Source organism: Amycolatopsis sp. NPDC049253 (assembly GCF_040678995.1).
GTDB lineage: Bacteria > Actinomycetota > Actinomycetes > Mycobacteriales > Pseudonocardiaceae > Amycolatopsis.
This window is the reverse complement of record NZ_JBFAQX010000019.1, coordinates 128,109-151,531: the sequence shown is the minus strand read 5'-3', so window position 1 is coordinate 151,531 and position 23,423 is coordinate 128,109. Positions and strand designations below refer to the sequence as shown.

At 70.0% G+C, this 23,423-nt stretch carries 17 protein-coding genes and 1 pseudogene; 7 read left to right on the top strand and 11 right to left on the bottom strand.

The annotated features are described in order from the left end of the window. Nucleotides 1–107 precede the first annotated feature (107 nt). Nucleotides 108–3,431: a bifunctional lysylphosphatidylglycerol synthetase/lysine--tRNA ligase LysX gene (lysX, locus tag AB0K15_RS33370; RefSeq protein ID WP_364059540.1), complete on the bottom strand. Its 3,324-nt coding sequence runs from the start codon at nt 3,429–3,431 to the stop codon at nt 108–110. A 240-nt stretch (nt 3,432–3,671) separates the two neighbouring features. Between lysX and panB the strand changes: the two genes are divergently transcribed. Beyond that, complete coding sequence (gene panB / locus AB0K15_RS33365) at nt 3,672–4,550, top strand: 3-methyl-2-oxobutanoate hydroxymethyltransferase (protein ID WP_220246537.1); 879 nt, start codon at nt 3,672–3,674, stop codon at nt 4,548–4,550. Between the two features lie 19 nt (nt 4,551–4,569). Here the strand turns inward: panB and AB0K15_RS33360 are convergent, their stop codons facing one another. Next, nucleotides 4,570–5,412 carry a cytochrome c oxidase assembly protein gene (locus tag AB0K15_RS33360; protein WP_364059537.1) on the bottom strand — a complete coding sequence of 281 codons (843 nt, stop codon included), beginning with the start codon at nt 5,410–5,412 and terminating at the stop codon, nt 4,570–4,572. Between the two features lie 112 nt (nt 5,413–5,524). Then, a complete protein-coding gene (locus AB0K15_RS33355) occupies nt 5,525–6,469 on the bottom strand; it encodes an undecaprenyl-diphosphate phosphatase (protein ID WP_364059534.1) in 945 nt (314 codons plus the stop codon). Between the two features lie 704 nt (nt 6,470–7,173). Between AB0K15_RS33355 and pip the strand changes: the two genes are divergently transcribed. Then, nucleotides 7,174–8,127: a prolyl aminopeptidase gene (pip, locus tag AB0K15_RS33350; RefSeq protein ID WP_364059531.1), complete on the top strand. Its 954-nt coding sequence runs from the start codon at nt 7,174–7,176 to the stop codon at nt 8,125–8,127. Nucleotides 8,128–8,200: 73 nt separating this feature from the next. On the opposite strand, the pseudogene galE reads toward pip, so the two are convergent. Further along, a pseudogene (gene galE / locus AB0K15_RS33345) lies at nt 8,201–9,244 on the bottom strand (UDP-glucose 4-epimerase GalE). Nucleotides 9,245–9,625: 381 nt separating this feature from the next. On the opposite strand from galE, the gene AB0K15_RS33340 reads away from it, so the two are divergent. Next, nucleotides 9,626–11,020, top strand: coding sequence for a carboxylesterase family protein (locus AB0K15_RS33340; RefSeq protein ID WP_364059528.1), 1,395 nt, complete (start codon nt 9,626–9,628; stop codon nt 11,018–11,020). Nucleotides 11,021–11,264: 244 nt separating this feature from the next. Here AB0K15_RS33340 and AB0K15_RS33335 read toward each other — a convergent pair whose 3' ends face one another. From AB0K15_RS33335 to AB0K15_RS33315, 5 genes are all read right to left on the bottom strand, one after another. Beyond that, nucleotides 11,265–12,074 carry an ABC transporter permease gene (locus AB0K15_RS33335; protein ID WP_364059525.1) on the bottom strand — a complete coding sequence of 270 codons (810 nt, stop codon included), beginning with the start codon at nt 12,072–12,074 and terminating at the stop codon, nt 11,265–11,267. Nucleotides 12,075–12,083: 9 nt separating this feature from the next. Next, nucleotides 12,084–12,965 carry an ABC transporter permease gene (locus AB0K15_RS33330; RefSeq protein WP_360602771.1) on the bottom strand — a complete coding sequence of 294 codons (882 nt, stop codon included), beginning with the start codon at nt 12,963–12,965 and terminating at the stop codon, nt 12,084–12,086. Between the two features lie 139 nt (nt 12,966–13,104). Further along, on the bottom strand, nt 13,105–14,313 hold the full coding sequence (locus AB0K15_RS33325) for an ABC transporter substrate-binding protein (protein WP_364059521.1): 1,209 nt from the start codon (nt 14,311–14,313) through the stop codon (nt 13,105–13,107). 25 nt (nt 14,314–14,338) lie between these two features. Next, nucleotides 14,339–15,415 (bottom strand): ABC transporter ATP-binding protein, encoded by a 1,077-nt coding sequence (locus tag AB0K15_RS33320; RefSeq protein ID WP_364059518.1) that lies wholly within the window; start codon nt 15,413–15,415, stop codon nt 14,339–14,341. A 33-nt stretch (nt 15,416–15,448) separates the two neighbouring features. Then, entirely contained in the window at nt 15,449–16,870 is a 1,422-nt protein-coding gene (locus AB0K15_RS33315; RefSeq protein WP_364059515.1) for a gamma-aminobutyraldehyde dehydrogenase, read from the bottom strand. A gap of 114 nt (nt 16,871–16,984) precedes the next feature. On the opposite strand from AB0K15_RS33315, the gene AB0K15_RS33310 reads away from it, so the two are divergent. After that, entirely contained in the window at nt 16,985–17,728 is a 744-nt protein-coding gene (locus AB0K15_RS33310; RefSeq protein ID WP_364059512.1) for an FCD domain-containing protein, read from the top strand. Nucleotides 17,729–17,760: 32 nt separating this feature from the next. Beyond that, nucleotides 17,761–18,498 (top strand): cache domain-containing protein, encoded by a 738-nt coding sequence (locus AB0K15_RS33305; protein ID WP_364059509.1) that lies wholly within the window; start codon nt 17,761–17,763, stop codon nt 18,496–18,498. 4 nt (nt 18,499–18,502) lie between these two features. Here the strand turns inward: AB0K15_RS33305 and AB0K15_RS33300 are convergent, their stop codons facing one another. Further along, nucleotides 18,503–19,942, bottom strand: coding sequence for a PucR family transcriptional regulator (locus AB0K15_RS33300; protein WP_364059506.1), 1,440 nt, complete (start codon nt 19,940–19,942; stop codon nt 18,503–18,505). Nucleotides 19,943–20,048: 106 nt separating this feature from the next. Between AB0K15_RS33300 and gabT the strand changes: the two genes are divergently transcribed. Further along, nucleotides 20,049–21,401: a 4-aminobutyrate--2-oxoglutarate transaminase gene (gabT, locus tag AB0K15_RS33295; protein ID WP_364059503.1), complete on the top strand. Its 1,353-nt coding sequence runs from the start codon at nt 20,049–20,051 to the stop codon at nt 21,399–21,401. Further along, complete coding sequence (locus AB0K15_RS33290) at nt 21,398–22,825, top strand: aldehyde dehydrogenase family protein (RefSeq protein ID WP_364059500.1); 1,428 nt, start codon at nt 21,398–21,400, stop codon at nt 22,823–22,825. The genes gabT and AB0K15_RS33290 overlap by 4 nt, the downstream gene beginning before the upstream one ends. 162 nt (nt 22,826–22,987) lie before the next feature. Here AB0K15_RS33290 and AB0K15_RS33285 read toward each other — a convergent pair whose 3' ends face one another. After that, a complete protein-coding gene (locus AB0K15_RS33285; RefSeq protein ID WP_364059497.1) occupies nt 22,988–23,209 on the bottom strand; it encodes a hypothetical protein in 222 nt (73 codons plus the stop codon). Nucleotides 23,210–23,423 lie beyond the last annotated feature (214 nt).

Sequence of the window (23,423 nt, the reverse complement as noted above, 5' to 3'; positions counted from 1 at the left end):
ACACCCTAAGCGAAGGTGTGCGACGTTGCGCGCGGTGGTGTCACACCTGTGACTTCCCCCGCGTCCCAAGGGAATCACGGTCCGCGACGGAATGGTGACCCTGAGGCTCAGGCGTGCGGGCGCACGAACGGGAACAGCACCGTCTGCCGGATCGACGCGCCACTGAGCATCATCAGCAGCCGGTCCACACCGAGCCCGAGCCCGCCCGTCGGCGGCATGCCGTGTTCGAGCGCGAGCAGGAAGTCTTCGTCCAGCTCCATCGCCTCGACGTCGCCGCTCGCGGCGCGCAGCGACTGGGCTTCCAGGCGGCGGCGCTGTTCGATCGGGTCCGTGAGCTCGGTGTACGCGGTGCCGACCTCCGAACCGAACGCGATGAGGTCCCACCGTTCGGCCAGCAGCGGGTCGCGGCGGTGCTGGCGCGTCAGCGGCGAAACGTCCGTGGGGTAGTCGGTGTAGAAGGTCGGCAGCACGGTCGAGCCTTCAACGAGGTGCTCGTGCGCCTTCAGCACCAGGTCACCGTGCCCGGCGTCCTCCCCCACCGGCACGCCGGCCGCGGTGCACAGCCGCCGGAGCGTGGCCACCGACGTGCCCGAGTCGATCTCCTCCCCCAGCGCCGCCGAAACGGCCTCGTGCACGGGGATCACCGGCCAGTCGCCGGAAATGTCGCACTCGGTCACCCGGCCGTCGGCGTCGTGGCGGCGCACGATCTGCGCGCCGAAGGCCGCTTCGGCCGCGTGCTGCACCAGCTCGCGGGTGAGGTCGCGCATCGAGTTGTAGTCGGCGTAGGCCTGGTACGCCTCGAGCATCGTGAACTCGGGGTTGTGCGTGGTGTCAACGCCTTCGTTGCGGAAGTTGCGGTTGAGCTCGAAGACGCGCTCGACGCCGGCGACGCAGAGGCGCTTGAGGTAGAGCTCCGGCGCGATGCGCAGGTACATGCGCATGTCGTAGGCGTTGATATGCGTGACGAAGGGCCGCGCGTTGGCTCCACCGTGGACGGTCTGCAGCATCGGCGTCTCGACCTCGAGGTAGTCGCCCTGGTGCAACCGCTCGCGCACGGCGCGGACCACCGTGGACCTCAGCCGCAGCATGTGCGCGGACTCCGGGTTCACGGCCAGGTCGAGGTAGCGCTGGCGCACGCGCGTCTCGGGGTCGGTGAGGCCCTTTCGCTTGTCCGGCAACGGGTGCAGGCACTTCGCGGTGACCGTCCACTCGTCCACGAGCACGGACAGCTCACCGCGGCGCGACGTGATCACTTCGCCGCTCACGCCCACGTGGTCACCGAGGTCCACGCCGGTGCGCCAGCCCGCGAGGTCGAGCACTCCCGCGTCGAGCATCAGCTGCACTTCGCCCGAAAAGTCCTTGATGCGCGCGAAACACAGCCCGCCGAGCGACCGCAGCGCGAGCACCCGGCCGGCCACGCGCACGCGGTGCCCGGTCCGCGAATCCGCCGGCAGATCGGCGAACTTGCTTACGACGTCGCCCAGCAGGTCTTCGCGGCTGAAGCCGACGGGGTACGGGTCCACGCCGAGATCGCGCAGTTTGTCCAGCTTCGCCACGCGTACGCGCACCTGCTCCGGACGGCGCGCGGCCTTCGGGACGACACGGGCGGCGTCGTCCTCGATGCGCCGGACCTCGGCCACGAACTCGTCGCTCACCGTCTCGAGCCGCAGCACGCGCGAGCGGCCGGTGGGCACGAAGCCCTCCAGCGCACCGGCGACGATGCCGACGCGCGGCAGGCGACGGGCCGAGGAGTAGCAGAGGAAGCGCGGTTCCCAGTCCGGGCCGTACTTCGCGTTGGATCGGTACAGCGACTCCAGCTGGAAGAACCGCGACGCCAGGCCCAGCACCGAACGCCACAGGCGCAGCACGGGACCGGCGCCGATGCGCTCGCCTTCGGCGAAGACCGCGCGGAACATGGCGAAGTTGAGGGAGATCCGCTGCGCGCCGAGGTGCTGTGCGGAAGCGACGACCTCGGCGACCATGAACTCGTTGAGGCCGTTTTCCGCCGCCCGGTCGCGGCGCATGAGGTCGAGCGAGAGGCCCCGCCGGCCCCACGGCACGAAGGACAGCAGGCCGCGCAGCTCACCTTCGCCGTCGTAAGCCTCGACCATCACACTGCGGGCGTCGCTGGCGTCGCCGAGGCGGCCCAGTGCCATCGAGAAGCCGCGCTCGGACTCCGCTCCCCGCCACTGCTGCGCCCGCGTGAGCAGCCCCTGCATCTCGTTTTCGGGGATCTCGCCGTGGCGGCGCACGCGCGCGGTGTAGCCCGCGCGTTCGATCCGTTTCACGGCCTGGCGCACGGACTTGCGCTCGGGCCCGGTCAGGGAGAACTCGCGGACGTCGAGCACGGCTTCGTCGCCGATCTCCAGCGCGCGCAGGCCCGCGGCCGCGTAGACCTTCGCGCCGCGTTCGCTCGCGCCGAGGACGCCGGGAATCCAGCCGTACGAACGGGTTTCGTCGAGCCAGGCACGCACGGCGTCGGGCCACGCGTCCGGGTCGCCGATCGGGTCGGCACTGGCGACGCTGGTACCGCCGAGCACGCGGTAGGTCACGGCCGCGCGGCCGTTGGGCGAGAAGACCACGCTCTTGTCGCGGCGCGTGGCGAAGTAGCCGAGCGAGTCATCGTCGCCGAACTCGGCGAGCAGGCGGCGCAGCTCCAGCTCCTCGTCGTCCGTGCGCCGGCGGCGGTGCCGGACGCCGCGGAAGAGCGTGTACAGCGCGCCGGTGGCCACGAACGTCGCACCGAGGTCGAGCACCACGTCGATCCACGCCGGGCCCTCGCCGACGCCGATCTTGCGCAGCTGCAGGTTCTCACCGGTGGCGTGGTTGACCACCCAGACCAGCCGTTCCCACGAGTCGCCGAGCGTGCCGGGGAACGCCTCGGTGAGCGCCCAGCCGAGCGCGACCACCACGAGCAGGCCGCCGAAGAGCACCGCCAGCCCGTCGCGCCAGGCGCCGGGTGCGAGCCGCGCGGGGAACGCCGGGCGCAGGGCCAGCAGCAGCCAGATCAGCAGCACCGACAGAACGTCGGCGATCGTCAGCACGCCGACCTGCATCGGGATGTGCCGGATCTGGCGCGGGCCGAGGGTGAGCAGGTCGGGGGCCCACAGCAGCACCGCCTGCAGCGCCAGCGTGATGAGCAGGCCGGCGACCTGGAAGAGCAGCAGCGTGTAGAGCGCGGCCTTCTTGCGCCGGCGCAGGGCCGCGCCGAGGACGACGAGCATCAGCACGATCACGAGGCTCGCGCTGGTCGGCACGCTGAGGGCCGAGAAGGCCATGTCGATGCCGTTGAGCAGGTGCCCGTGGGTCCCGCCGGCGATGAGCAGCACCACCGAGAAGACGGCGGCGAGCTGCACGACGGTCGCGACGATGCCGCCCGCCCTGGCCTTCCAGGCGGGGATGCGCCTGCGCGCGCTCGCTGGGGTTCCCATCGATGCCCTTCTCACATGATCCTCACGACTGGTGCAAAGACGTCAGTAAACGGGGAATGGTTGTCTCCGGTCATCACCCGGCAGGCTGAGCCAGGATCCTCCTGACGGAGCACACCACGCGCGTGTGAAGCTCATCGCACGACCTTGGGACCGCCCGGCGGGCATGTCAGGCTTTGACGTGTTCTGACTCCACGACCCGGGGACCTCACCGAGGCCTCGAGGGAAGGACGGTCGACGACGATGTCTGCCAACCCGAACGGATCCGACGAGGTGGCCGCCCCGTACGGAACGGGCGCCGCGCCCGCGCAACCCGCGGCGACCGGGCGCAAGGTCCGCGTGCACCACCTGCGTGAGCTGAAGGAACGCGGCGAGCCGTGGCCCATGCTCACCGCCTACGACATGTACACCGCGCAGATCTTCGACGAGGCCGGCATCCCGGTGCTGCTCGTGGGCGACTCCGCGGCCAACAACGTGTTCGGCTACGACACCTCGCTGCCGGTGACGGTCGACGAACTGCTGCCCCTGGTCCGCGCCGTGACGCGGTCGGTGAAGCGGGCGCTCGTGGTGGCCGACCTGCCGTTCGGTTCCTACCAGCTCTCGCCCGAGCAGGCGCTGGCCACGTCGGTGCGGTTCATGAAAGAAGGCCGCGCGCACGCCGTGAAGCTGGAAGGCGGGCGCCGGTTCGCCGCGCACGTCGAGGCGTTGACCTCGGCCGGTATCCCCGTGATGGGGCACATCGGATTCACCCCGCAGAGTGAACACAACCTCGGCGGCTACCGGGTGCAGGGGCGCGGTGAAGCGGCGGACGTGCTGCTCGCCGACGCGCTGGCGCTGCAGGAAGCCGGCGCGTTCGCCGTGGTGATGGAGATGGTGCCGGCTGAAGCCGCGAAGCGCGTGACGCACGAGCTGAAGATCCCGACGGTCGGCATCGGCGCCGGGCCCGACTGCGACGCGCAGGTGCTGGTCTGGCAGGACATGGCCGGGCTGCGCCGGGGCAAGGCACCGCGGTTCGTGAAGCGCTACGCCGAGCTCGCCGACGTGCTGCAGGGTGCGGCTTCGGCGTTCGCCGAGGACGTGCGGCGCGGGGAGTTCCCGGCTCCGGAGCACGCGTTCCACTGAGTTTTCCCGGGCCCGGGGCTCACCGGCGGCGAAACCGCTCGGCGAGCTCCGGGTCGTTCTGCCACCAGAGGCCGCCCGTGGGCGCCTCGCCGGATTCGGCTTCCTCGTCGAGGCGCTCGTCGATCTGCTTCGCGCGCTTCTGGTCGTCGCGGACCCAGCGCACGAACAGCGCGCCGACGAACGGCAGGCCCGCCACGTCGCCGCCGATCCACAGCACGCCGGCGCCGATGATCTGGTCGGTGCGCGGGTCCGGGCCCCAGCCGGGGTGCGCGGTGGCGTAGTGCGTGGGCGCGAGCAGCGGGCCGAGCCAGAGCACGAGGCCGAGCGCGCCGTCGAAGACGACTTCCGTGAAGGAGATCCACACCGACACCAGGTGTGAGCCGCCGCGCGGGGTCGGGTCGAGCGCCACGCGGCTGTAGAAGTAGAGGAACCCGGCGGCGATGAGGAACACCCGCACCAGGCCGCCGACCACGGGGTAGTCGAGCGAAAGCCCGTAGACCGGCGTCAGGTAGATGATCACGAACGGCGCGATCAGCACGACCGTCACGGTGAGCGGGAAAGTCAGGAACTTCGCGAACGGGCTGCGGCCGTGGCGGCGCAACCACGACGCGAGCCCGGGCGGCGCGGTGCGCATGAGCAGCGTGATCGGCGCGCCGAGGGCGAGCAGCAGCGGCGTGACCATGAGCAGCACGGTGTTCTGCGTGGCACGGACCCAGAACAGCGTGGTGTCGTAGACGCCGAGGAACGAGCACGTGACGAGCACGACCGTGGCGAGCCCGGCGAGGAACGCCGTCGTCCGGCCGGGTGCCCAGGTCTGCTGCTTCCGCGCGGCGACGACGTAGGCCGCGCCGAGCGCGAGCACGACGACGAGGGCCGGGACGTCGGGTGTCCAGGCCGTGAAGAGCGTGGTGCCGGTGAGCGCGGTTTCGATGAAGCCAGTGTCCCCTTCCGGAAATCGGAGCGGGACACCACCCTCAGAAACTGAAGACGAGCAGGCTCGCGATTCCGGCGAGGACGCAGTAGATGGCGAACGGCGTCAAGGTGCGCGTTTCGAAGTATTTCGTGAGAAAACGGACAGAAATGTAGGACGCAATACCGGCCACCAGGCTGCCGGCGAGCGCCGGGCCGAGCGACGGGCTGTTCTCCGGCGTGAACAGCGAGGGAAGTTTCAGCACCCCCGCGGCGAGGATCACCGGGGTGGCCAGCAGCCACGCGAAGCGGGCCGAGTCCTGGTGGCCGAGGCCGCGGCGCAGGCCCGCGACCATCGTGATGCCCGAGCGGCTGATGCCCGGCAGGAGCGCCAGGATCTGGGCCGAGCCGATGAGCACGGCCTCCTTCACGCTGAGCTTGGAGAGACGGGCGTCGGTGGCTTCCTCGACCGTGATCGCGCGCATGACGAGGGTGTCCTCGGCGCTGAAGTCGACGGTGTCTTCCGTTGTCCTGCCTGAGATCCCGGTCTTCGGCGCGGCACGGGAGAAGCGTTCGGCCGCGTAGAGCACGCCGCCGTTGAGGATGAGGAAGATGGCCGACGGCACGGGCTTGCCGAGGAAGTCGCGCAGCAGGCTTTCCAGCAGCAGGCCGGCGATGCCGACGGGGATCGTCGCGAGGATGAGCAGCCACGCGAGGCGCTGGTCGGTCGTGCGGACCTCGCGGTGGCGGATCGAGGAGAACAGGCCGCCGATGATGCGCACCCAGTCGCGCCAGAAGAACAACACCAGCGCCAGCGCGGTGGCCACGTGCATCGCCACGAGCACCGCGAGATAAGGCGAATCCTCGCCGATGCTCAGATCACGCTGCCACGATCCGCCGATCACCGCGGGCAACAGGATGCTGTGCCCCAGGCTGGACACGGGAAACAATTCCGACACGCCTTGCAGCGCGCCGACGACGATCGACTCGACATACGTGACCGCGGACATTCTCGAGCCTTTCTCGCGTCGGTCGGGCCTTTCCTCGCGCAAGCTACCCACTACCGGGTAAACGCGGGGCAAGGGGGCGAAAGAACCTCCTCGGCACCTCTGTGCTTGTTCACATCCATGAACACGAATCATGTCCTTGACTGGTGTTCGGGCGGTGGCTTAGCGTGGTCCCCACCACGAAGGTGTGAACGTCGGCGAGGGGGACGGGATGCCGGAAGCAGCCGGAGCTTCACGCGCAACCCGCCGCCCGAGGTCCGCACCACGGTGAAGGAAATCGCGGACGCGGCCACCCGGCAGGTGGGCCACCGACGCGACACGGACGGGGGCCCGCTCAGCCCGGCGGCGGGGGCGGGCCTCCACCTTCTCCGCGGACGACGCTGACGGCGTCTCCGCGGAGGCGACAGCCGCACCCGGCAGCGGCGGTCGTTCGCACGGAGCCGGACGACTCGCGGCCTTTTCGCTGAACCTCACAGGGGCGACTTGCCTGGGCCAGGGCTCCGGCACGACCATCGGCATCCGCGCGGCGCCGGCGCAGCCACACGCCACCGAGCGCGCGACCCGCGTTGCACGCCCGGCAGCGCAAGCGGCCTCCGCGCGAACCGAGCCGGGCGACACCCGGACGGCTCGCGGCCTTTCGGCTGAACGTCGCAGGGAAGGCGGGTCCATCCCCGCGCGGGGGCCGCGGGTCCGGCAGAGTGATCGGCATGGACGACCTCTACCCGCCGCTGCAGCCGCTGGCCGACGGGATGCTCGACGTCGGCGACGGGCACCGGATCTACTGCCAGGAAGCGGGAAATTCGCAGGGCAAGCCGGTGGTCGTGCTGCACGGCGGGCCCGGCAGCGGGATCGCGCCGATGGCTCGCCGGCACTTCGACCCCGCCGCGTACCGGATCATCCTGTTCGACCAGCGCGGGGCGGGACGGAGCACGCCGAGCGTCGGAGACCCGGACGCGGACCTGAGCACGAACACGCTGTGGCACCTCGTCGCGGACATGGAGCTGCTGCGGGAACGCCTGAACATCCGGCGCTGGCAGGTGTTCGGGGGTTCGTGGGGATCGACGCTCGCGCTGGCGTACGCGCAGACCTACCCCGATCAGGTGACGGAGCTGGTGCTGCGCGGGATCTTCACTGCGCGGCAGCGCGAGCTCGACTGGCTCTACCGCGGTGGCGCGGCGAACCTCTTCCCCGCGGAGTGGGAGGACTTCCTGGCGCCGCTGCCGGAGGAGCACCACAAGGACCCGCTCACGGGGTACGCCGAGCTGCTCGACGACCCCGACCGCGGCGTGCGGGAGCGGGCCGCGATCGCGTGGAGCGTCTGGGAAGGCGCGACGGTGGCGCTGCTGCCGCAAGAGGCGTTCCTGAACCGGTACGCCGACCCGTCGTTCGCGCTGACGTTCGCGCGGCTGGCGGTGCACTACTTCAGCCACGACGCCTGGCTCGAGGACGGACAGCTGATCCGCGACGCCGGCAAGCTCGCCGGCGTCCCGGGCGTGCTGGTCCAGGGCCGCTACGACGCCGTCTGCCCGCCGATCACCGCGTACGAGCTGCACCGCGCGTGGCCCGGCTCGATCCTGCGCATCACGGAAGGCGCCGGGCACGCCGTGAACGACCCGGGCATGCTGGCCGCCCTGCGCCAGGCGACGGACGACTTCCGCTGACGATCGCGAACTGCACGTTGCCAATCCGCCTGCGACGCTGTGATCACCTGCACCACGACAAGGTGGTCAAGGGTCAGTGGTGATGGGCGTGGAAGTTCCAGGCGTCAGCAACGATGTCGGGCAAATCAGGCTTGCCGGGCTGCCACCCCAGGTCCTTCTGTGCCTTCTCGCTGCTCGCGACGGTGATCACCGCGTCGCCTGCGCGCCGAGGGGCAAGCACGACCGGGATGGGACGCCCGGTGACCTGGCGAACTGCTTCCACGACCTGCATGTTCGTGTAGCCGTTGCCGTTTCCCAGGTTGTAGATCTCGTGGCGGCCAGGCTCGATCGCTTCCAGCGCGAGAACGTGCGCCGTGGCCAGGTCCGCGACGTGGATGTAGTCACGCACGCAAGTGCCGTCCGGGGTCGGGTAGTCGTTGCGGTACATCTGCAACTGCTCTCGTTTGCCGGCCGCGACCTGCACCACGATCGGGATGAGATGACTCTCCGGGTCGTGTCGCTCCCCGAGTTCGCCGACCGCGCCTGCCGCGTTGAACTAGCGCAGGCTCGTCGCGCCGAGGCCGAACGCTGCGGCTTCCGCGGACAACATCAAGTCGACCATCAGCTTGCCGGCCGCATAGGGATTGCGCGGTTCCACCCTGGCGGTCTCGGCGAGCTTCTCGTCGCCCTCGCCCCGGTACATCGAACCGGTCGACGAGAAGATCATGCGCTGCCCGTGCGCCGCACGGGCAGCCTCCAGCAGCGCGAGGGAGCCGCGCACGTTGACGTCCCAGTAGACGTCCGGCCGGGCAACGGACTCCGCGACCTCGATCCGCCCCGCGAAGTGCAGCACACCTTCGAAGCCTGCCTCGGGAGTCAGCACTCGAGCCACGTCGTGCACGGACATTTGGTGGAAGGCCACGCTGTCCGGCACGCTCGCGCGGTGACCGGTCGACAGGTCGTCCAGCACCTCCACTTCGTGCCCCGAAGCCAAGAGCGCTCGGGTCACCACGCTTCCGATGTAGCCCGCACCCCCGTGACCAGCAGCTTCACCGTCGAGGATGTGTGCCTCGACGTGCTTCTCGATGCCCGCGCGCAGGATCTCGGCGGCGCGCGGGTTCGGTGCCGAGCGCAGCATCAGGAGGAACGGGTCGAGGCTGTCGGCGGCCGGTGACGTCCGCGAAACCAGCGAAGCCGCGACGTCGCGCGCGAGTGAGCTGCAAGACGTGATCCTGCAGCTCCTCCGCAATGCGGGGCGCCCGTTCCCCTACGGGCTGAGCAGCAGCGGTCGGCGCTAAGCCAAGATCCGCAGGTCAACGGCGGAAGACGTTGCCGTAGGAGGTTGAGTCGGTGATCACGTTCCGGGGTGTGCGGTGGCCTCGATCGCTTGAACCGAGCAGGTGCGGAAAGACAACGCTTGGCGTGATGCTGCCGGTCAGGGCTGTGCCGCGCTTCGGCCCAGACTGGTGACCCGTTGTTGATCGTCCTGACGCTTTGCGGCAACTGGTACTAACGGAGTATGCAACCTATTGCGCAGACGACGCAGGGCGCTGTACGGGGCAAAACGGCCGAGGGCGTGAGCGTCTTCATGGGCATCCCGTACGCCGCGCCCCTCGATGGCATCCGGCGCTTCCAGGCGCCGCAGCAGCCGCAGTCGTGGGACGGTACCCGCGACGCCATCGCTTTCAGCGCCGCGCCACCGCAGGCCCAAATGCACCCCCTACCCGCGCTGTGGCATCCGGGCGAAGACACCGACTGCCTCACCGTCAACGTTTGGACGCCCGATCCCGGCGGGAGCGGGCTGCCGGTGATGGTCTGGCTTTACGGCGGGGCGTTCATCTTCGGCGCCGCGACCCAGCCAGAGTACGACGGCGCGAACCTGGCCCGCGCGGGCGTCGTGGTCGTGACCCTGAACTACCGCGTCGGCTTCGAAGGCTTGGGCTGGCTGCCGGACGCGCCACCCAACCGGGCTCTCCTCGACCAGCTCGCGGCCCTGCGCTGGGTGCAGGAGAACATTGCGAGCTTCGGCGGCGACCCGGGTAACGTGACGATCTTCGGGCAGTCGTCGGGGGCCAACTCGGTGGTGGCGCTGACCGCCGCCGACGCCGGCCAGGGGCTGTTCGGCCGGGCCATCGCACAGAGCGTCGCGGAGGGATTCCAAACCGAGGAACGGGCGCGCGGCACGGCGGAGCGGATTTCGGCGTCGCTCGGCGTCCCGCTCACTTCCGAGGCCTTCGGGAGTGTGGCGCCCGAGGCGATCCACGCCGTGCAGTCGACGCAGGGCGAGGTCACCCCGTACGGAGTGGTGATCGACGGGGATGTGGTGCGTGACCAGCCCTGGCGCGGCCTGCGCGCGGAGGTCGACCTCATGACCGGGTTCACCCGGGACGAGTACCGGTTCTTCGCCATGGCGATGAACGAAGATCTGTCCACGGTGGATGTCGCCGGTGTCGCGGCCGCGCACGGCGTGCCCCTCGATGCCTACCGGGCCGCGTACCCCGGCATCTCCGACGTCGATCTGTACATCCTCATCCAGTCCGACGGGTTCTTTCGTATCCCGTCGACGTGGTGCGCCCAGGAGCACCCCGGCCGTAGCTGGTCCTACGAGCTGACCTGGCCGACCCCGGTGTTCGGCGGGGCGCTGGGCGCCTGCCACCTCCTCGACGTGCCGCTGACGTTCGGCAACTTCCACGGCCCGATGACGGCCATGCTGTTCGGCGACTCACTCCCGCCGGAGGCCATCGAGCTGGCGGAGGAGGTCCGCAAATCGTTGACGACCTTCGCTGCCACCGGCGACCCCGGCTGGCCGCAGTACCGGCAGGGTGCGGCACTCACGCGGATCTGGGACGTGCCCGTCTCGGTAGTCGCCGACCCCGTGTCGGCGTCCCGGGAGATCTGGGCGCACAAGGTGTGACACGTGCCGATCTCCGGGGCACGTTCGGGAGATGAACGAATCCATCCCGTCGATCGGGACGGTCTGGTCGATCCAGACCGTCCCGGTCGCGGGATCGGCCCGGCGAGTGCCGTCGTGATGGAAGCGGACCTCGAACGGGCGGAAGCCATCTCAGCTCTCCTGACCGTCGTCGTCAGTAGGGTTGGTTTCCGGGGCCACCCTCCGCGTGGACGGTGGCACCATCGGCTCCGTGAGCCGGGAAACCCTAGATCCGGCCACCCGAAGAGCTGTCGCCGCCGGAAAGCTTCTGCGCGAAGTACACCGGCACCGTCGAGACGATGATCAGCACCGCCGCCACCACGTTGACCACCGGGGCCTGGTTGGGGCGGAACAGGTTGTCGTAGATCCAGATCGGCAACGTCTCCATGCCGGAGCCCAGCGTGAACGTCGTCACGATGATCTCGTCGAACGAGAGCGCGAACGCCAGCAGCCCACCCGCCAGCAGCGCCGAGCGCAGCATCGGGAACGTCACCAGCCGGAACGTGGTGATGCCGTCGGCGCCGAGGTCCATCGACGCTTCCTCGAGGTTGCCGCCCATGCGCCGCAGCCGGGCCACGACGTTGTTGAACACCACGACGATGCAGAAGGTCGCGTGGGCGATGATCGCCGTGAGCAGGCCGAGGTCGATGCCGAGGATCGTGCGGAACGCGTTGTTCAGCGCGATGCCGGTGACGATGCCGGGCAGCGCGATCGGCAGGATGATCAGCAGCGAGATCGAGTCCCGGCCGAAGAACCGGTAGCGCTGCAAGGCGAACGCGGCCATCGTGCCGAGCACGAGCGCGATCGCCGTGGCGGCCACCCCGGCCTCGACACTGGTCCACAGCGCGTGCAGCGCGCCGGCATTGGTCACCGCGCGGCCCCACCACTCGAGGGTGAAGCTCTTCGGCGGCCAGCCGAACGTGGAGTCCGAGTTCACGGAATTGAGCAGCACCACCAGAAGCGGGAAGTAGATCACCGCGAACCCGACCCCGAGTGCCGTCCACAGCACCACCCGGCTGGTCTTCGACATGCGCACGGCGGTCTCCTAGAGGTTGTTCAGCGCGCCGGTGCGACGCACGACGGCCAAGTACACGAGCATGATCACGACCGGCACGATGGCCACGGTCGCCGCGAACGGCAGGTTGTTGGCCGCGCCGATGTTGTCGTAGACGACGTTGCCGAGCATCTGCGACGTGCCGCCCACGATCTTCACGGCGATGTAGTCGCCCAGCGACAAGGAGAACGTGAAGATCGAGCCCGCCACGATCGCCGGGAAGGCGAGCGGGAGGATCACCGAGCGGAACGTGCGGAACGACCGCGCGCCGAGGTCACCGGACGCGTCGACCAGCGAGTCGGGCAGCCGCTCCAGGCCGGCGTAGATCGGCAGGATCATGTACGGCAGCCACAGGTACGACAGCGTGATCACCGTGGCCGCGACGCCATAACCCGGGCCGGAGAGGCCGAACGGGCTCAGCAGCCAGCTGATCGCGCCGTTGCCGGAAAGCAGGGTGCGCCACGCGTAGGCCTTCACCAGGTAGCTCGCCCACAGCGGCGTCATCACGGCGATCACGAGGATCCGTTGCGCCCGAGGGGAAGCGAGCTTGGCCATCGCGAAGGCCATGGGGAACGCGATGACCGCGTCGATCACCGTCACCAGCAGCGCGATGCCGACGGTCCGCAGCGTGATCGTGCGGTAGACCGAGTCGGTGAACAGCGTGACGAAGTTGTCGAACGACCAGTCCGTGACCACCTTGCCGGTGAACACGTCGGTCGACCAGAAGGCGGTGATGAACAGGGCGGCGAGCGCGCCGAGGTAGGCCAGGCCGAGCCACAGCAGCGGAGCCGAAAGGAGAATGCCCAGGCGCAGCTTGGGTTTGCGGAAGAAGAAAGCCGAAGCGCGACGGCTCGGCGGGCTCACGGCGGTCATGCGGGCACCTTCGGGGCACGGTCGGGAGGAGGGGGTCCGGGGGCGGCGGACGAGGGGGGAGGGTGCCCGCCGCCCCCGGAGCTACCGGGGGAATCCCGTGAGCGCCGGTTCCGGACCGGCGCCGGCACTCACGAGCACGTCAACCCTTGATCTCGGTCCAGGCACGGGTCCAGTCGCCGTAGTCCTTGCACTTGACGTCCGTGCGGCCGTCGAGGCACTGCGGGATCGGCGTGGTCCAGTACTGGATCTTGGCGGCGTAGGCCGCGTCGTTGGCGTGGTAGGTGTCGCACAGGGTCTTGTCGGTCATCTCGGCGCAGGCCTTCGAGTTGGCCGGGGCCTCACCGAAGTACTCCGCCACCTGGGCGTTGACCTTCGGGCTGATGATGTAGTCCATCCACTTGTACGCGCACGTCTTGTGCTGCGACTTCGTGGCCACCATCCAGGTGTCCGACCAGCCGGTGGCACCCTCGCTCGGCACGGTCGCGCCCAGCGGAGCACCCTCGCTCTTGGCCAGGTTCACGGTGACCTGCCACGCGGTGCCGATCACGGCGTCCGCGTTCTTGAGCGACTGCGTTTCCTTGAGGTAGTCCGACCAGTACTCGCTGACGTTCGGGCGCTGCTTCTTCAGCAGGTCCACCGCCGCGTTGAACTGCTTGTCGTCCAAGGCGTACGGGTTCTTGATGCCGAGGTCGGGCTGGTGCGCCATGAGGTACAGGGCGGCGTCAGCGATGTAGATCGGGGAGTCGTAGGCGATGATCTTGCCCTTGTAGGGCGAGTTCACGTCGAACATCGGCGACCACGACGTCGGCTCCGGGCTCACCTTGTCGGTGCGCCACGTCAGCACGTTCGCGCCCCAGCCGTGCGGGATGCCGTAGGCGACGTTGTTGACGCTGTTCCACGACTTGTTCTTCAGGAACGGGTAGACGTCGTTGTAGTTCGGCACGAGCGCGGTGTTGACCGGCTCGACGTCGCCCGAGGCGACCAGGCGCAGCGAGGCGTCGCCCGAGGCGGACACCACGTCGTACTGGCCCGTCTTCATCAGCGTCACGGCCTCGTCGGACGTACCGAACGGCTTGACGGTGACCTTGCACCCGGTCTGGTCCTCGAACGGCTTGACCCAGTTGATCTTCGCGTCGTTGGAGCCGTTCTCGGCGTAACCGGGCCACGCGAGCACGTTCAGCTGGCCTTCCGGCTGGCCGAGCTGGGTGAGTGCGGCCAGCTTGGGCGGGGTGAACCCCTGTGCGCCCGGCGCGGACCCCGCGCTCGAGTCGGAGCCCGAGGTCCCGCAGGCCGCGAGCAGCAGGCTCACGCCGCACAGACCTGCGAGCAGCGTCTTCCTGTTCTTCATGTCGAGAGAAACCTTCCCGTGAGAACTAGCCGGCTTCGGGGACCCGGAAACTGTGTTCGTGGCGCCACCGCAGACGGACCCGGCCGTCGGCGAACTCGGTCGGTTCACTGGTGTTCTGGCGGACCACGGACAACTGACCCCCCGCATCGAGCGCGACAGCGTAGCGCACTGTGGATCCGGCGTATACGACATCCGTGACGATTCCGGTCGCCGAAGTCTCGCCTGGACCGGCCGGCGACGCAAGATCACCATCGATGCGAATTTTCTCCGGCCGGATGCTGTACACGCCGGGCTTGCCGATCACCGCTTCGGCCCCACGCCCGCTGAGCAGGTTGGACGTGCCGACGAAGCCGGCGACGAACGCGCTCGCCGGTCTCTCGTACACCTCCACCGGGGTGCCGACCTGCTCGATCCGCCCGGCGTTGAACACCGCGATGCGGTCGCTCATGGTCAGCGCCTCGTCCTGGTCGTGCGTCACGAACACGAAGGTGATCCCGACCTCGCGCTGGATCTGCTTGAGCTCGATCTGCATCGCCTGACGCAGCTTGAGGTCGAGCGCTCCCAGCGGTTCGTCGAGCAGCAGCACCTTCGGGCGGTTCACCAGCGCCCGCGCGAGAGCGACGCGCTGGCGCTGACCACCCGAGAGCTGCGAAGGCTTGCGGTCGCCGTACTCCCCGAGCCGCACGGTCTCGAGGGCTTCGGCGGCGCGTTGCCTGCGCTCGGCCTTGGCGACCCGCTTGACCTTGAGGCCGTACTCCACGTTCTGCCGCACCGACATGTGCGGGAAGAGCGCGTAGTCCTGGAACACGGTGTTCACGTCGCGCTCGAACGGCGCCAGCTGACTGACGTCCCGGCCGGCCAGCTCGATGGTGCCCGCGGTGGGCAGCTCGAAGCCGGCGATCATGCGCAGCACCGTGGTCTTCCCCGAGCCCGACGGGCCGAGCATGGAGAAGAACTCACCGGGCGGGATGTCGAGGTCGACGCCGTCGACGGCGCGGACCTTGTCGAAGTGCTTCTGCAGCCCGGTGAGCCGGATCGCCGGCTCACCGCCGGCGCGCGGCCGTTCCGGCCGGCGGGCGGTGATGGGGGCTTGGTGGGGCATGGCGGGCCTTCCCGTGGATCTCGTCACCGATACCTACAGCGCGCTCATCACGTGCTTGACGCGGGTGTAGTCCTCGAGGCCGTACAGCGAGAGATCCTTGCCGTAACCCGACTTCTTGAACCCGCCGTGGGGCATCTCGGCGACGAGCGGGATGTGGGTGTTGATCCACACGCACCCGAAGTCGAGCTTGGCGGACACGCGCATGGCGCGCTGGTGGTCCTTGGTCCAGATCGAGGAGGCGAGGCCGTAGGGCACGCCGTTGGCCGCCTTCACCGCTTCGGCCTCGTCGGAGAAGCGCTGCACGGTGATCACGGGGCCGAAGACCTCGTTCTGCGTGATCTCGTCGTCCTGCGTGACGCCGGAGACCACGGTGGCCTCGTAGAAGAAGCCCTCGTCGCCGGCGCGCCGCCCTCCACAGTGGACGGTGGCGTGGCCGGGCAGCCGGTCGATGAAGCCGGACACCTTCTCCAGCTGCGCGGCGTTGTTGAGCGGGCCGAAGGCGACGGTGTCGTCGTCGGGCTTACCGGTCTTGCTGGCCTCGGCCTGACGCGAGAGGGCGGCGACGAAGGTGTCGTGCACATCGTCGGCCACCAGCACGCGGGTGGCGGCGGTGCAGTCCTGGCCGGCGTTGAAGTAACCGGCCATGGCGATGGTCTCGGCGGCGTTCTCGAGGTCGGCGTCCTCGAAGACGATCACGGGCGCCTTGCCACCCAGCTCGAGGTGCACGCGCTTGACGTCGCGGGCCGCGGCGCCCGCGACCTCGATGCCGGCGCGCACCGAGCCGGTGATCGACACCATCGCGGGGATCGGGTGCTCCACCAGCGCGCGGCCGGAGTCACGGTCGCCGGTCACGACGTTGAGCACGCCCGGCGGCAGGAACTCGCCGCAGATCTCGGCCAGCAGCAGCGTGGACGCCGGCGTGGTGTCCGAGGGCTTGAGCACCACGGTGTTGCCCGCGGCGAGCGCGGGCGCGATCTTCCAGATCGCCATGAGCAGCGGGTAGTTCCACGGCGTCACCTGCGCGCAGACGCCCACGGGCTCGCGGCGGATGAACGACGTGTGGCCTTCCATGTACTCGCCGGCCGCGCGGCCTTCGAGCACGCGCGCGGCGCCGGCGAAGAAGCGCAGCTGGTCGACGATCATCGGCAGCTCTTCGGACATCGTGAGCGCCACCGGCTTGCCGGTGTTGCGCGACTCCACGGCGATGAGCTCCTCGCCGCGGGTCTCCACGGCGTCGGCGATCTTCAGCAGCGCGAGCTGACGCTGGGCCGGCGTGGTCTCTTTCCAGCTCTCGAACGCCTCGGCCGCGGTCTTGAGCGCGCGGTCGACGTCCTCGGCGCCCGCCACCGGCGCGGTGCAGTAAGCGCGACCGGTGACCGGGTCGACGATCTCGAGAACCTTCCCTGACAGCGAGTCGACGAATTTCCCGCCGACGTAGTGCTTCAGTTCCTGCACGCGTGCGCCTCCTGACTCTCCGTGGCAGGGTGAAACATATAACTCCATATTTCACATGACAAGGTCCTGGGGCACTATTGGCCCCAATCGCACGCCGAGACGGGTGGACCCACGATGCGCAAGGAGATGTCGAACAGCGCACGACTGGCGATGTTCGCTCCGCTGGACCAGCTCGGCCGCGCCGAGGCGGTCGCGGCCCGGCTGCTCGACGCCATCACCCTGGGCCTGCTCGACGACGCCGAGCAGCTGCCGAGCGAGATCGAGCTCGCCGCGCAGTTCCGCGTGTCCACCGTGACGGTCCGGGAAGCGCTCGCCGTGCTGCGGCAGCAGGGGCTGGTCGAGACCAGACGCGGCCGCGGTGGCGGCAGCTTCGTGCGCACGCCCGCGTGGCCGGCTCCGAGCTCGTGGGCCCAGCGCCTGCGGCTCGTCTCGCTCGCGGATCTGCGGGACTTCGGCGACCACTACCTCGCCGTGGCCGGGTCGGCGGCCAAGCTCGCGTCGGAGCGCAGCTCGCCCGAAGACCTGGAACGACTGCGCCTGACCAGCGAAGACCTCCTCGGCACGACCGGTCCCGAGGCGACGCGCGCCGAACGGCACTTCCACCTCGAGGTCGCGGCGGCCGCGCAGTCGCCGCGGCTCACCAACCAGGAGGTCCAACTGCAGGGCGAACACGGCGGGTTGCTCTGGGTGCCCCTCGACGGCGAGGACACCTGCCGCCAGTCCTACGCTGAGCACCACGCGATCGTCACCGCGATCGCGGCGGCCGACGGCGACCTGGCCCGCAAGCTGACCGAGGAGCACATCCTGAGCGCGCTCGACCGGCTCGTGGATCTGCACTTAAGCCTCGAAACGCCGTAAGCTTCGATGACCCCGCGATCGAGGTGAGCATCGTGACCGACACCCGCACGTTGACCGGCGATGAGGTCGTCGCGCAGGTATCCGCGCTGGTCGAGGAGATCTTCGAGCGGCTCAAGCCCGTGCTGGCCGCCGCGGAGACGCTGCTGGCCGAGCCCGGCGGCGCCGGCTCCGGCACGCTCCACGGCATCCGGCCGCCGGTGCTGGAGGCCCTCGGCGGCCTCGTGATCGGCGCCGGGTTCGTGAGCGCGCCCCACGTGTTGTCGGACCAGGAGTTCGGTTTCGAGTGGTGGACCACCACCGGTTCGGACCAGACGCCGGAGCAGCTGTTCATCAGCCTCGACCCGGAGAGCCCCAACTTCCTCGACTACACGCGCCAGTCGTGGTTCACCGTGCCGCGCGACAGCGGCCGGCGCCACATCAACGGCCCGTACGTCGACTACCTGTGCACCGACGAGTACACGCTCACGTTCACGCTGCCCGTGTACCGCGACGGCGCGTTTGCCGGTGTGGTGGGCGCGGACGTCTACGTGCGCGAGTTCGAGCGCACGGTGAGCCGGCGGCTGCGTTCGCTGGGCCGGCGCGCGGCTCTGCTCAACGCACAGGGGCGCGTGATCGTGTCCAACAGCGTGCGGCAGGCAACGGGTTCGCTCGTGCGCGACGTCGACGTGCCGGCGTGGTGGACGTCGGGCGCGGAACCGCAGACGATGTCGGGCGGCGCGACGTTGCGGCGGTGCGGGGATTCGCCGATCGCGTTGCTCGTCAGCGTGTGATTTCTCAGCGGGTGACCTGGAGGGCCAGCCAGAGTTCGGCCCTCGTGCCGGGTGAGTCGAGGTCCTGACCGAGCAGCTCGGCGGCCTTGGTGATGCGGTTGCGCAGGGTGTGGCGGTGGATGTGCAGCTGCGTGGCGGCGCGGTCCCAGTGGCCGTGGTTTTCCAGCCAGCAGCACAGGGACTCCTCCAGTTCGCCGCGGCCGGACTCGTCGTGGGTGCGCAGCGGGTTCAGTAGCTCGTGGGCGAAGGCTTGGGCGGCAAGGGGATCCAGGAGGTTGAGCAGGCCCCGGCCGGCGTGGTCGGCGTAGCGCAGGAGCGGGATGTCCTGGCTGCGTGCGGTTTCAGCCGCCTGCCTGGCCTGGCGCAGCGCCGCCGGGAGCTCGGTGGCGTCGCCGATGCCGACGTGGCAGCCGTCGACTTCGGCGGCCACGGTGAGCACGCGGTCGGCGTCGTCGGTCGCGGCGACCAGGAGCGATTCGGAGTGGGCGAAGAACACTTGCCCCGCAACGGGTTCCAGGCGGTCGTACAGCGCGGTCCGCGCGGCGGGCGGGCCCGCGACGGCGAGCACGGCCCACGGTTGCGGCGGCGCGCCCTGCACGGTGCGCAGCACGTCGAGCGCGACGGCTTCCTGGCCGTCGGTGAACAGGTCGAGCAGCCCGGTGCGGAGCCGGGACAACGCGCCCCGCTGGGCACGATCCTGCTCCAGCGCAAGGGAAAGCAGTGAGACCGCGGTGTTCACGATGTGGCGCCCGGCCGAGTCGAGCGGCTCGCGCGCGCCGACCGCGAGGGCGCCACGCGTGTGCAGGGTCTGGAGCACAACCTCCTGCTCCCCCAGCCTGACGACCCGCGTGCCGGCGCGCAGGTCCTTCAGGTCGAGCTGCTCCCCGTGTGCGCGAGCGGCCGCGGAGGAAACCTCCCGGATGTGGCCGGCGGCGTCGAAGAGCACGACCCAGCCGTCGATGAGCCGGGCGAGGCGGCGCACGACACCCGCCGCCCCCGTCTTCCCGACGGCCGTGCGGGTGAGCTCCTGCTGGGCGCGGCCGATGCGGACGGTCGCGGCGTACTCGTCGGCGGCGACCGCGCGGGAGACGGCGCGCGTGATGGCGATGAAGGGCGTCTTGCGGGGCACTTCGAGCACCGGGAGGCCGACCTCGTCGGCGGTCGCCTTCAACGTGGCCGGCACGTGCTCGTGGCTGAGGCCGACGCCGAAGCCGAGCCCGGCGGTGCCCGCTTCGACGAGGCGGCGGACGTAGGCCTCGGACGTCGTGTCGTCGAGGGCCAGGCCGGTGGTGAGCAGGAGCTCGCCGCCTTCGAGGAAGGCGTGCGGGTCGGTGAGCTCGGTCGGGTGCACCCAGCCGATCGGGCGGTCGAGCCCGGCCTCCCCCGCGACCACGCGGAGGGCGAGCGACCGCTGTTCGGTGAGCGCGCGCAGGGTGAGTGCCATAGTGGCCAAGTTTACGCGCATTTCTGGACATCTTGGCCAGCTGACTCCTATGCGGTGGTACCTCATCCTGGGAGGTGACCCAGCCCGTTTCCCAGGAGTTGAGCCCATGACCACGACCACCGAGACGCTGGTGGCCCCCGCGCCCCGTGCACGCCAGTTGCGCACCGAGATCCCCGGCCCGGCGTCGCGCGCGTTGCAGGAGCGGCGGACGGCCGCGGTCGCGGCGGGGGTGAGCTCGACGCTGCCCGCGTACATCACGTCGGCCAGCGGCGGCCTGCTCACCGACGCCGACGGCAACGTGCTCATCGACTTAGGCTCCGGCATCGCCGTGACGAACGTGGGCCACTCCGCGCCCGAGGTCGTGGACCGCGTGCGCAAGCAGGCGTGCTGGTTCACGCACACGTGCTTCATGGTCACGCCGTACGAGGGGTACGTCGAGGTGTGCGAGGCCCTGGCGGAGCTGACGCCGGGTGACCACGCGAAGAAGTCGGTGCTGTTCAACTCCGGCGCGGAGGCCGTGGAGAACGCGGTGAAGATCGCGCGCGCCGCGACCGGACGGCAGGCCGTGGTGGTGTTCGACCACGCGTATCACGGGCGGACGAACCTGACGATGGCGTTGACCGCGAAGTCGGTGCCCTACAAGCACGGCTTCGGGCCGTTCGCGCCCGAGGTGTACCGCGTGCCGGGGTCGTACCCGTATCGCGACGGGCTCTCGGGGCCGGAGGCCGCGCGCATCGCGATCGACCGGATCGAGAAGCAGATCGGCGGCGATCAGGTGGCGGCCGTCGTGATCGAGCCGATCCAGGGCGAGGGCGGGTTCATCGAGCCCGCCCAGGGGTTCCTGCCGGCGCTTTCCGCGTGGTGCAGCGAGAACGAGGTGGTGTTCGTGGCGGACGAGGTGCAGACCGGCTTCTGCCGCACCGGCGACTGGTTCGCGTCGTCGCGCGAGGGCGTGGTGCCGGACCTGATCGCGACGGCCAAGGGCATCGCGGCCGGGCTGCCGCTGTCGGCCGTGACCGGACGTGCGGAGCTGCTCGACGCGGTCGGGCCCGGTGGTCTCGGTGGGACCTACGGCGGCAACCCGATCGCGTGTGCCGCGGCGCTGGGTTCGATCGAGACGATGCGGTCTTCTGATCTGGCGTCGTCGGCGAGGCGGGTGGAAGATCTCGTGCTGCCACGGCTGCGGGCGCTGGCCGCCGAGACGGGCGTGATCGGCGACGTGCGCGGGCGGGGCGCCATGCTGGCGGCGGAGTTCGTCCGCGCCGGGACCTCCGAGCCGGACGCCGATCTCACCAAGCGCGTCGCCGCGACGTGTCACTCGCTCGGCGTGGTGGTGCTGACCTGCGGAACCTACGGCAACGTCATCCGGCTGCTGCCGCCGCTTTCCCTGTCCAACGAGCTGCTCGACGAGGGCCTGTCCGTCCTCGAGCACGCGGTCCGCACGGAGGTGCGCAAGTGACTGTTCCTTTTTGGCTCGCCGGTAAGCCGGTGACCAGCTCTGCGACCGCGGTCGTCCGCCATTCCTACGACGGCAGCGAAGCCGGTTCGCACTTCGTGCCCACCGCGTCGGACGTCGAGGAAGCGGTGGCCGCGGCGGCTTCGGTGGCCGATGAGTTCGCCGTCGTCCCGGCGCACGTGCGGGCGGGGGCGTTGGACCACGTGTCCCGTTCGTTGAGTCAGCGGGCCGACGAGATCGCGCGGCTCATCACGGCCGAGTCGGGCAAGCCGTTGAAGTGGTCGCGGGGCGAGGTGGGGCGCGCGGTGTCGACGTTCCGCTGGGCCGCCGAGGAGGCCCGCCGGTTCTCGGGCGAGCTGCAGCGCCTGGACACGGACCCCGGTGGCACGGGCCGGATGGCCTTGGTGCGCCGGGTGCCTCGCGGACCGGTGCTGGGGATCACCCCGTTCAACTTCCCGCTGAACCTGGTGGCGCACAAGGTCGCGCCGGCCATCGCGGTCGGCGCGCCGATCGTGCTGAAGCCGGCGCCGGCGACGCCGCTGACGTCGTTGCTGCTCGGCGAGATCCTGGCGGAGACGGGGTTGCCGGCGGGGAGCTGGTCGATTCTGCCGCTGGGCAATGAGGAGACGGCTGCGCTGGTGCGGGATCCGCGTCTGCCGGTGGTGTCGTTCACGGGTTCGGTGCCCGTCGGCTGGTCCATCCGAGACAGTGTGCCGCGCAAGCACGTTTCGTTGGAGCTCGGCGGCAACGGCGCCGTGCTGGTCTGTCCGGACTGGACGGACCTGGACTTCGCGGCGCAGCGGATCGCGACGTTCTCGATGTACCAGGCGGGGCAGTCGTGCATCTCGGTGCAGCGGGTGTACGTGCACACGGAGGTGTATGACGAGCTGGAGTCGCGGGTTTTGGCGCAGGTCGCGGCCTTGCGCACGGGCGACCCCGCTTCCGACGGGGTGGACGTCGGCCCGCTGATCAACGAGGCCGCGGCTTCGCGCGTCGCTTCGTGGGTGTCGGACGCCGTCTCCGCCGGCGCTTACCTGCTCACCGGCGGCGGCCGTTCCGGTGCGACAGTGGAGCCGACGGTGCTCGCCGACGTCCCGGAATCCGCTTCGGTCATGGCCGAAGAGGTGTTCGGGCCGGTGGTTTCGCTGATCCGGGTGTCCTCTGTAGACGAAGGTGTCTCGCGCATCAACGCCTCGCGCTTCGGCCTCCAGGCCGGCGTCTTCACGCGCGACCTGCCCACCGCGTTCGACGTCTCCGCGCGCCTCAAGGTCGGCGGCGTCCTCATCGGCGACGTCCCCAGCTTCCGCGCCGACCAGATGCCCTACGGCGGCGTCAAGGACTCGGGCGTCGGGCGTGAGGGCCCGGCGGCGGCGATGGCGGACTTCACGGAGGAACGGGTGACGGTGTTGACGGGGTTGACGCTGTAGAGCGGACGGGATCCTGCCGCGGTGCGTCCCGCCTCCTCAGGCGCAACAGGCGGGCGCACGGCGGGCACCCGGCAGGCGCGCCATCTCGCGGCCCCTCGGCGGCGGGATGCCGCGGCCACCGAGCACGGCCCACGTCGCGGATGCGGTGAGGGCGAAGGAGCGTCAGCGGATGGCCGGCTGCGGCGATCCTGCCGGCCGTCGACGGGCCGCCCAGCCCCTGGGCGCGGCCCGCCGGTCGGTGATCCGAGCGAGCGAGTGGCCGTCCTGGCCCGTCCCGAGGGCGGCGACTTCGACAAGGTCGAGGATCCACCGCAGCGCGAACTGCGCCACCGGCTGTCCCTCCGGCACCGGCCCGAAGACAATCCGGTGCAACAGCTTCGCCATGCGCCGGCTCGACGAGATCCACCGCGCCGGCCCACCGATCATGCTGCCCGGCCGACGCGCTGGCCGCACCCCTGACCAGCTGCGCGCGTACAGCCAGATGGTCAAGAACTCAAGTACTTACTTTTCCCCTCCACAGGTGGTCTGATCCACTCGATCACTGACCCTGGAGGAGAAATGCCCCTTCCCTTTGTCCGAAGATCCGCAGCGTCGGTGG